Genomic DNA, 10,482 nt, shown 5'->3' on the forward strand with positions numbered 1-10,482 from the left:
CCTAAACACAGAACACTGTCAGAAAAACAAAGCCGAGCACTCATGCTCAGCTTTTTATCTCAATGGCTTAAATATCATTGATGATAAAAAGCCATTGAGGTTAGTGTCTTAATGAAAGTACACCAACATCTCGACATCATCCCCTTGTTGTTCAGCACTAAGTAAGAAGTGCACATAGCCTTCTTCTGTTACAGGGATTTGTAGGTACTCATTGCTACCACGGTAATCAGACGCATAGTCATGTTGCCCTGCCGTTGGCCAATATGAGTGACTGGCGAACAGATCAACGTTGCCTCGATTTGGTTGCTCAGTATTCTTATCGTTCAACCACACTCGAACCTCTTGTACGCCCTGTGGTACATAGACTGCTGCATAACGTCGTTGGTGCACGGTCAATACTTGAGCCTGACCGGATTCCAATACTACAGGCGTTAAATCATCTTGTTCTTGTGTTGGTGGTATTGGCGTTTCTGTTTCTAGCGAAGCCAACAGTGCCACATCATTGAAATCGGTACGCCCCGCAATACTCATGTAGTAGCGTCCCGGTTTGATATAACCTGATGCCTCTGGTTCAAACGTCACATGCTCATTGCTGCCATTACCATATTGGCTGAATTCAAAATCATAGTAATGCGCCTGTTTGTTGTAACTCACGTAGAGGTCAGCATCACCTTGGCTTTGTCCTAGAGCATTACCTTCAATAGAAACCTCGAAATGCTTGGTGTTTTCTGGCACATCAACATAAAACAACTGTTCGCTATACGCCTCTCCGCTCAGCACCACGCTTTGGTTCGCGACAAGCACCGTGAACTTCTCGGTGGAATCAGTTGGCTCTCCTGGGTTTGGTATTTCACGCTCGGTTGAGACAGATTCTAACCAACGCTCAAACTCACCATTGTATTGTTGCCCAAACACTTTCACTTGCTGCGCCCATTCGGCAAACTGACCAGAACGAGACAATGCCAATAAGCTTTCAACATCTTGCGGGTGTTCTTCCATCATAAAGCGCACCGCTAAGTAACCCCATCGGTAGATACGATTAGAATCGTGGGAGTAAGTGGTCGCAAACACATCCGACAAACTCATTTTTCCACTAGCAATCAAATTAATCGCGGCATCGTAGCCTTGCTGGTAATGCATGAACTCGGCAAAACCTTCTAGCCACCACACCACATAACCATGAGCCAAATTGTCACTAAAGGAACCATACTGGTTAAAGCGCGCATCGAGATAGTGAGTATATTCATGCTCTAAATTGAGAATAGAAAGGTCATCGCCATTGGCGTAACGGTAAGCAACGAAACGTGCCACGTTACCCACTTCAGCAGGGTTTCCTTCTAAATACTGACCGCCGTTATCGGTGGTGTTTCCAAACAAGAATGCAGAGTAATCGGTGTAGCTGCCTTTACTGCCAAATACCGCCACTTCAACGCGGTTGTTGTTATCGTTGGCGACAGGTTGTTGGCCCGTATTCGCCACTTGATGAAACTGTGCTTCTTTGGCCGCCAACACATCACACGCTTCAATGGCTTGTGACGCACTCAAGTCTTGAGATCGAATAATGGCAGGCCCTTGGCATTCATGACGATTAGGTAGAACACGCATCGCTAAATCACGTTTTGCTTGCTCAAGATCCAATCCGTTTAAGCCTTCAGGAGCGTAATACCCCATCATCTCAACCGCTGCTAACCAAAGTTTGTCGTGCTCACTGCCAAGCGGGTTTTGTGCCATCACTTGCTGCATAACTCGCAACGCTTTGTCTTTAGTTTCTTTGTTTGGGCTTGCAAGCAAGCGACCTGTTTCACGGACTGCGTTATAAACAAGAAAGCCGGCATCAGTATCCAGTGCCCATGAGTTATCACGAGCGAACGCTGCAAGTGTATCGATATGCTGGGTATGACTCGCCATATAATCGTAAAAATCATCTCTAGCCGCGTGACCAGCCATTGCTCGAAACAGATTGTTTAGCCCGTCGACCCATTGTGAGTCTTGCGCGGTCTCTCTATTGAAATGACTCAGTGCCGCAAGTTGTGCATCCATTGTGAATGGCAGTTGCTTTACGTTATCAACCATTAGCGTCAGGCTTTTCATTGCGCCAACTTGTTCACGACCTTGGTCTAGCGCATTAGGATTAGTAAGGAAGGCAATGGTTGACTGAGCAAACCGCTGGCTCAACGCTTCACTGAAGTCTTGTGCTTGCGCGTTATAGCGAACGTAATAAGCCGCACGAACAAACTCACCAAGGTTTTCTAGCCTGCGAGCTTGTTCAGGTTCGCCTCGATAACGGGCAATTTCTAGGTTCAGCGTAAATTGAATGAGACTTAAGCTCGCTTCGCTGTAGATATTGTTCAATGAACTTTCATCTGCCGAGAACCAAGCGCTATAACAAGCGTTCTCTGCTGCTGAAACTGAAGAAGCGGGATCAGATGCCTGTTGAAGATCAGCAACATCACATTGATTTTCAGCAAAAGAAAAGCTAGAAACACTGGCGATCATGCAAGCAAGCGCCAAACGATGACGTGGGAATAAACGGGGATGAGACATACGACACTCATTAGTTAATTGTATATTTAGGGTCGCCGTTATATTCCTTACAACTAGCAAGGTGAATTTACTTGCATATTATTTATGAGATTGGTTCAAAAAAATAGATATTTTTCGTTATTTTATAAATTCAAAAGTTTATGCTCAACTTAACTACGACTTGGATTGAAAATGGAACCATCCAACATAAACTATTGATAATGATGTATTTTACTCTCTCTTAAATTGATTCAGACATGACAAAGCTTTGTTGTTAAGGGTGAGCGCAAGTAGTAAAATCTCGCTAGATTATGCAACTTACCTCTCATATCAAGGACACAAGTAAAGTTACGATTGGCTCGATCAAAGTACGTAACTTCAAAATATACCTAAAATCATTGTCCTGTAGATAGTGCAGATCAAATAAAAATAATTATATAAACCTAGGCTAGGTTCGGTTAATCAAATGAAAATAACGTCGTCTTTAGGCTCACTGTTGGCTAACAGTCTGTCTATCGAAATAAAACAGCGAGCGCTGATAGAGCTCGTCATCAATACTTATCAGCCACAAGAGCGCACTGCTCTTTTCCAAAGCGTGACTGAATATCGTAGAAGCCAATTAGAATTGCTTTTCCCTGAGCATCAAAACAAAAGCTATTCGGTATTGTTTGAGGTGATAGACTACCGCGATCTGATTCTGCGCTATCCAACTACACTATCTACAGAGGTTGCTCTTCTAGAGCAGGCCGTAGGCCAGTGCTACATGCATTGGTTAGATTTTTGGTGCGAATGTGAAATTGCCGCAATCAAAGCAAAATCACCATTGAACACCAAGTCCCCTTCTCCTGTCGATCTGCCCATTAAAGATAGTGCCTACTACGGTGCAATCGTTGAACACATCGAAGATGCTCAACTTGTAGTGCAAACGCCCTGTCACCCACAAGGAATGTCAATCAGCGATGCCATCGCCTTAAGTAATCTTGAGGTATTCATCAAGGGCGAGGAATGGTTTGAGATGCTGCCTTTGTTACACCTTTCTCAGTCAGGTAAGCATTTTATTCTACTCAAACATCCAGTTGATGAAGCCTTTCCGACACTGGTTTCCTCTGCGCTGATTCAAGACTGGTCTAAGAATGACACTTGGCTAAGTTACGCACCGCCGTTCAGCAATGAACAATGGCACTACTGTTTATCCAATCACGGTTACGACGAGCTGGCGAAGCTACAACTGTTCACACCGCCTACACTGTCAAAGTGTTACTCTCTGCCAGAATTTGACCAGCAATTCCAGTTACAATTGTCTGCTAAACACGCCCTATGTGAAGTACTGCGCCTGACAGTCAGTGGCAAGACTCAACAAAAGCTCTATTTCCTCTATCTTGCTCAAAAAAAGATGCTTAGTTTACTGTATCAAACAGGCTATAAAATGGGCTTCACCATTATAGACCAACCTTTGATACTCAATTTTTACAAAGCAATCGGACCAAAAGCATATTTACAACTAGGGGCTTGTGACCTGAACGGAAATAACTTACAGACTTACCGCGGGCTATGGAATATTGAACTGATGCTTAAAGCATTCGGTCGCGTAAACTTTCATGACTATAGGCGCTGTCTTCGTGAAAATAAAAACACAGCATGGTAGAAAATAATGAACATGTTTGATTTCGGACTAGAGGCAATAGTCTATGCGAAAGCAATCACACTGCTTGCAACTGTAGCCATCGTCGTGATGTGGTTACTCTACTACTGCTATCGCCTTAGACAAAAGAACAAAGTTATTTTTGGAACACACCATGCCCCTTACATCGCGTATTCCATCTGTATTGTTGCGTGGATCTGCAGTAACGCCTACTTCCATACCGACTTATTACCAGAGCTTGGAGCCTCAGCCGCCGTATACGCAGCAAAATTGGCCAACCTAGCCTCTTTCTGTGCGTTTGCCTTTGCCTATTACTTCTCGTGTAAACTCGCAGCCGAACAACGTAATAGTAAGGTTCACCCGTGGCAACAGGCAATTTTTGTCACACTGACTGTCTATTCCTTCTTTATCAATTTAAGCCCGGGATTAACCGTTGAACATGTCACGATTGCTGGCCCAAGCGAGTTCGTGATTGAGTTTGGCCCGTACACGCCGTACTTTTTTACAGGAGTAATAAGCTTAATTATCCTGACGCTACTCAACCTCCTGGCCATGCGCGCCAACAGTAGCAAGTTAATATTAGCCAAAACCAACTACATGATTACAGGCATTTTGGTTTTCATGCTATCTACTGCAACAGTTCATATTGGTATTGCCTATTTCATCCGCGACTTCTCACTCACTTGGCTGCCACCCGCCTTGTCGATCAGTGAGATGTTGTTCGTTGGCTATGCTCTACTGACCTCTCGCTTCTATAGCGTGAAATACCTTGCGTACATGAGCTTAAATACGTTGTTGGTGTGTGCAATTTTGGTGATACCTTTTGGCGCGATATTTATCCCACTGACAGACGATAACCAATGGCTCATTGCTATCCCGATCTGCGCGGTTATCGGCATCACTTGGCATTTACTCTACAAACGTGTGAGCGACTACGCCTCCTTCTTTATCTACGGAAACAAGAAAACGCCAGTACAACAGATCCTCGCGCTAGAAGAGGATTTTAAGCTATCAATTGATGATGCAATGCGTCGTTTGGGTAGCCTACTGCAAATTCCAGAAGATAAGCTACGTCTAGTGAACAGCAACTACAACGAAACCTTCTACGAAGATTATCTGTCTACTAACAAGTCCGTTTTAGTGTTCGATGAGTTGTCTCAGGAGCTTGATTACACCGCACCAGCCAAGCGCTCAATCAAAGCCCTGTATGACAAAATGAGCTCCAACGATACCGCTTTGGTGATGCCTCTATTCGGCCAGGGTAAATCGGTCACGCACTTGTTAGTATCGTCACACAAGAGCAACGATCAGATGTTCTCTAACGAAGAGATCTCTGCCCTGCAAACCTTGTTAACTCGAGTACAAAGCACTATCGAAGCCGATAGACGCATCCGCCAAAGCCGTGCCCTTGCTAACTCAATCGCTCATGAAATGCGTAACCCACTGGCTCAAGTGCAATTGCAATTTGAACTATTAAAACAGCACATTGATAATCAAGCACCAGCGAAACAGATCCTACTTGATATTGAGAACGGCCAAGCTGCGATTCAACGTGGTCGACAGCTGATTGATATCATCTTGCGAGAAGTCAGTGATAGCTCACCCGAGCATGGACCAATCACCATGACCTCTATCCACAAAGCCGTGGATCAAGCCGTCAGCCATTATGGCTTTGAGAACGAGAAGATCATTGAGCGAATTCGTTTACCACAACATGCTGATTTTGTGGCAAAACTGAATGAAACCCTATTCAACTTCGTTATTTTCAACCTGATACGTAACGCGATCTACTACTTTGACTCTTATCCAGACAGCCAAATTGAGATCAGCACCAAAACTGGGGCTTACGAGAACGTCCTCACATTCCGTGATACTGGCCCCGGCATTGACGAAGCCATCGTTCATAAGATCTTTGATGACTTCTTCTCTTACCAAAAAAGCGGTGGTAGTGGTTTAGGTTTAGGCTACTGCCAACGTGTGATGCGTTCATTTGGTGGCAAAGTTGAATGCCATTCCAAACTTGGTGAGTTTACTGAGTTCCACCTGTACTTCCCTGTTGTGCCCAATGCACCCAAAGCAGACGCGCTTCGTACGCCTTACTTCAATGATTGGAAAAGTAATCAAACCGCAACTGAAAACAAAACCAACGTAGAAGCGAAGCCAGATAACCAAGCGGCAACGCAAAATTCAGAACCAACAAGCACGCTAACCCCAGGGAATCATTTGGCTCCAACCGTACTGATCGTCGATGATAAAGAAGTACAACGCACGCTTGTTCAAATGTACTTGAGTCGACTTGGCGTCAATAGCTTGCAAGCCAAAAACGGTGAGAATGCCGTCGAACTGTTCAAAACACACAAGGTCGATTTGATCTTAATGGACGTACAAATGCCGATAATGAATGGTTTTGACGCAAGCCAGATCATCAAGGCACGCTCTCCTCAAACGCCAATTATTGCTTTGTCTGGCGAATCAGGACAACACGAGTTAGATATGATCAGCAAGTTGATGGATGGTCGCCTAGAGAAGCCAACCTCTTTGAAGGCACTGCAACACGTTCTGGACAACTGGCTAGAGAAAGGCTGGGCGTCAAGCGCTTCCAAAGAAACAGAAAGTGAATAACTGGCTACGGTAAAGCGGAGCAATGGTTAAACAAATCAATGGTTAAATAGTTAAATAGTTAAATAGTTAAATAGTTAAATAGTTAATAAAAAATGCCCTCAAGAGATGTATTGAGTGCATTTTTTTGGTCAACTCATTGAATCAATTAAAAACAATCACAGTTAAAGCTTACTGATGGTTGGCTTCAACCATCGCCGTTTCGATCAAATCCAGTAACCATTTGTATTTGGCAGAATGTTGGTTTTTCTTATGAAGATAGGCAAATACCTCCATTTTCTCTGCATCTTCTTCTAATCCTTCAATCACAATCGAGCGCAATACTCCCTTGTGCTGTTCGATCACCGGAGGCATGCAGGGTGCGATCATATTGGAATGCTTAATCGTTTCTATTAACCCAACAACTGACGTCGTTCGAAGCGCCATATTAATCGATTTACCTTGGCTTAAAACTTCTTCTTCCAATCGCGAGTGTTTGTTTTGGTCGAAGTAAGCAAGATCAACATGCGCAAATGGAAAGGACAACAAATCATCTATCTGTGCTACATCCTCTTTAAAAGGATGGTCGACTCTTACTGCCAATACAAATTTTAGGGTCACGAGAGGCACGGCAATGATCTCGGCGGGCAGGTTTTCAGCTTCAAAGTGAATAACAAAATCAATCTCGTCACTCTTAAGTCTTTCCAGTGAATCTTGGGAGCTAGTATGACTAATCAACCTCGAAAGTGGACTTTCATCTGAGAGTTGATGAAACAGAGAGGGTGTTAACCAAGGCAAAAGATGCGGGTTCGCCTCTATCTTAAAGTCTTCGCTTAGTTCGGCAGGAGTAAACTGTTTACCCTCTTCTATCGCCGTGACCAACCCGTCCAATAATGGAAAAACACGTCGATACAGTTCATCAGAATAAGGCGTCGGGAGAAACTGCTTATTGGACAAAACAAATAGTTCTTCACCTAACGATTCCTTAAGCTTTTTGACGCTTTGGCTTACCGCTGGTGTCGAGACAAACAGCTTTTCAGCTGCTTTGCGCAAGCTTTTTTCCTGATATACCACCACAAACACTTTCAATAAGTTCAAATCGACATTATTCAGTTTCATACCCAAACCATAAACCAATACTTAACGAATGGTCAAGTTTATATGAATTAACTTAACGATGTCCACTTTGTATAGTTACCTCACCTTCACGCAGTACACGGATGTAGTGAGATAAATTTATGAGGCATCTATGTTATTACAACGTTCAATCCTTTCTCTAACTCCTTTGTTTCTGGTGAGTGTCGCGTTCGCGGAAGAAGCCGAAATTCAAGATATGTCAGACCCGTTAGCCGTCTATACACAAGGTGGCTTCGGTTACACAGACAAAGGCTTAAACCTGAAAATCGGGCAAACCTATGACACTGGTAGCGATACGACCATGGGTATGAATGTCTTCGAAGTCAAAGGCATCGCTGGTGAAGCCATTGGTTGGAATAACCGAGGCGCAGATGACAGTATCGATTCGATTCGTTTCAGAAACTTCGGCGTAGACTTAACCAATGGCCGAGGTACACAAGTCGATATGTCTTGGGATTTCGATAGTAATCAAGGTAGTGCGTCATACAGCTTTATACAGGCTCTTCCACAAATGGGCATGTTTAATTTCTATCCGCTTGCGGGTGTCGGTGTTGCTGCAGGTGAAGAGTTGGTAGAAGGCTCTGGAGGTAACCTCGACGCAGATCAACTTCGCGACCGCTACAACATGCACGGTACCTTTTACGTGGCGGGTATGTACGCAAAAATGCAACTTACCGACAAGATTTGGTTGAACTATAACCCTATGTATTTAGGCACAATGTCTGGTTCATCAACGTTCAAAGATTATGGATTCGAGGGCAGTGATTCTGTACTCGCACATGAGTTTGCTGCGAGCTACCAGATTAACCCAAGGGCGAACGTTCGTTATTTTGCAAACTGGACAGAAAACACCAGTATCGAAGACGGTGATCACCGCATCGAATTTAACTATCAGTTTTAAGCAGTCACTTTCTGCTTGGATGAGCTCTTTCAGTTTGAACCAATGATTTCGGTTCGACGAGCCATTCCCGTTTTGACGAATAATTTTGAGTTTTTGAGGACACATTATGAATATGATATCTAAAGCCTTTGTCGGTAGTTTCACTTGCCCATTACGCTCAGCTGCCATGCTAGTTTCTGTAACAGCCTTGTTTTCAGCCACAGCGATAGCAGGCAACGGTGATGCGACAGAAACGATCCAAACGCGAGCAGGTGACTTTACTTTCGAAACAGACTTTCTTCATGGCATTCCAACACAAGAAAGCTCAGCAAAACTGTTTGAACTGATGGACTATCAACGCGCGTCACAAGCTTACATTTGGTCCGTGCCTTTGGTGTCAAACTACGCATGGAAACAAGCCTATGCCGACATGGGTGCAGAGGATGGTCAAATTACTTATGTTGAGTCTCATGAATCTAAGCTAGGAGGCTTAACTTACAACACCTCTACGCCTTACGCGATTACTTGGTTTAACGTAGAAAAAGAGCCCGTTATTATAGAAATCCCCACAAATGAACTGCGCGGCGCAGTACACACCATGTGGCAAATCGGTATTTCTCAGATGACTGAGCCGGGCGTCTACGTGGTAAAAGCCAAAGGGTCTGAAACACCGAGCAACCTGCCAAAAGGCGCTAAGGTTTTTGAGTCAGACACCAACTATGTTTTCTTGGGTGTTCGCTTAATGGCAGATTCAGACCAACAACGTATGAAAGACTTAGAAGCATTAAAAATTACTGACCTTAACGGCAAGCCACTGAGCGATAACGGCGTGAACTTCCCTGAGCGTGGTGAAGATGCTAAGCACCCACGTGGTATGGCATTTTGGGAGACGTTGAATGAAGCGATCCAAGCCGAACCGGTGGCAGAGCGCGATCGTATGATGCACGACATGTTACGCCCACTAGGTATTGAAAAAGGCAAAGCATTTACTCCATCAGCTCAGCAGCGTGACATCTTAGAACAAGCTGTAATCATGGGTGAAGCTATGGTCAAAAACATCGATTTCAACAAAACAGAACGTCTACCACATGCGGCTTACGGTAAAGAAGGGAATTCGTGGGAAGTCGCAACGGCTTCAACACCAAACCAAGACCGTCACTATGGTATGGACCTCGATGGACGTGCAGCTTGGTTTTATGAAGCCGTCACTAACGACATCGCAATGCATGGATTTGAGAACGGCGGTTGGGGACAGATCTACCTAGACAACTACCGTGACGACAATGGCAAAGGGCTAAATGGCAGTAACCACTATACTTTGACGCTAGATGGAGATGTAAATTTCGCCGATTTGTTCTGGACAATTACTGTCTACAACGTAGAGAACCGCGCCATCATCGACAACGATATTGAACGTGCCGACGTGGGTTCAAATATCGAAGGAACAGTTAAAGATGCGCAAGGTAATTACACGTTCCACTTCTCGCCAACTAAGCCTGCTGGTGTAAATGAAGCGAATTGGGTGCAAACCCGAGAAGATGAAAACTGGTTTGTTTACTTCCGCGCTTACTCACCAAGTAAAGCGTTTGTAGCGCAGCAGCCAGAAACCTTACTGCCTAACTTTAAGCGTGTGGACTGATCATCTAGAGCGAATCACAGATCATTTATCTATGCGTCTAAAAACTAATACCAATTCCATTAA

General features: G+C 44.3%; 6 protein-coding genes. 4 read left to right on the forward strand and 2 right to left on the reverse strand.

All coding sequences use genetic code 11. The features are described 5' to 3' along the window. Nucleotides 1-108 precede the first annotated feature (108 nt). On the reverse strand, nt 109-2,544 hold the full coding sequence (locus AACT19_RS22370; protein WP_076648837.1) for a M9 family metallopeptidase: 2,436 nt from the start codon (nt 2,542-2,544) through the stop codon (nt 109-111). A 445-nt stretch (nt 2,545-2,989) separates the two neighbouring features. Between AACT19_RS22370 and AACT19_RS22375 the strand changes: the two genes are divergently transcribed. Beyond that, a complete protein-coding gene (locus AACT19_RS22375) occupies nt 2,990-4,168 on the forward strand; it encodes an acyl-homoserine-lactone synthase (RefSeq protein ID WP_076648839.1) in 1,179 nt (392 codons plus the stop codon). Between the two features lie 12 nt (nt 4,169-4,180). Then, nucleotides 4,181-6,787, forward strand: a complete 2,607-nt coding sequence (gene luxN, locus AACT19_RS22380) for a quorum-sensing autoinducer 1 sensor kinase/phosphatase LuxN (protein ID WP_076648847.1) — start codon at nt 4,181-4,183, stop codon at nt 6,785-6,787. 168 nt (nt 6,788-6,955) lie between these two features. Here luxN and AACT19_RS22385 read toward each other — a convergent pair whose 3' ends face one another. Next, entirely contained in the window at nt 6,956-7,882 is a 927-nt protein-coding gene (locus AACT19_RS22385) for a LysR family transcriptional regulator (RefSeq protein WP_004731949.1), read from the reverse strand. A gap of 130 nt (nt 7,883-8,012) precedes the next feature. Between AACT19_RS22385 and AACT19_RS22390 the strand changes: the two genes are divergently transcribed. Beyond that, nucleotides 8,013-8,801 (forward strand): hypothetical protein, encoded by a 789-nt coding sequence (locus AACT19_RS22390; RefSeq protein ID WP_017091728.1) that lies wholly within the window; start codon nt 8,013-8,015, stop codon nt 8,799-8,801. A 106-nt stretch (nt 8,802-8,907) separates the two neighbouring features. Beyond that, a complete protein-coding gene (locus AACT19_RS22395) occupies nt 8,908-10,419 on the forward strand; it encodes a DUF1214 domain-containing protein (protein WP_076648841.1) in 1,512 nt (503 codons plus the stop codon). Nucleotides 10,420-10,482: the final 63 nt, after the last annotated feature.

Origin of the sequence: Vibrio sp. 10N.222.47.A9 (assembly GCF_963872585.1) — a bacterium.
In the GTDB taxonomy this organism is placed as follows: Bacteria; Pseudomonadota; Gammaproteobacteria; order Enterobacterales; family Vibrionaceae; genus Vibrio; species Vibrio splendidus.

Excerpts from the sequence above, each read along its gene's own strand:
- AACT19_RS22370 (WP_076648837.1), bottom strand. The coding sequence starts at position 2,544 with ATGTCTCATCCCCGTTTATTCCCACGTCATCGTTTGGCGCTTGCTTGC.
- AACT19_RS22375 (WP_076648839.1), top strand. The coding sequence starts at position 2,990 with ATGAAAATAACGTCGTCTTTAGGCTCACTGTTGGCTAACAGTCTGTCT.
- luxN (WP_076648847.1), top strand. The coding sequence starts at position 4,181 with ATGTTTGATTTCGGACTAGAGGCAATAGTCTATGCGAAAGCAATCACA.
- AACT19_RS22385 (WP_004731949.1), bottom strand. The coding sequence starts at position 7,882 with ATGAAACTGAATAATGTCGATTTGAACTTATTGAAAGTGTTTGTGGTG.
- AACT19_RS22390 (WP_017091728.1), top strand. The coding sequence starts at position 8,013 with ATGTTATTACAACGTTCAATCCTTTCTCTAACTCCTTTGTTTCTGGTG.
- AACT19_RS22395 (WP_076648841.1), top strand. The coding sequence starts at position 8,908 with ATGAATATGATATCTAAAGCCTTTGTCGGTAGTTTCACTTGCCCATTA.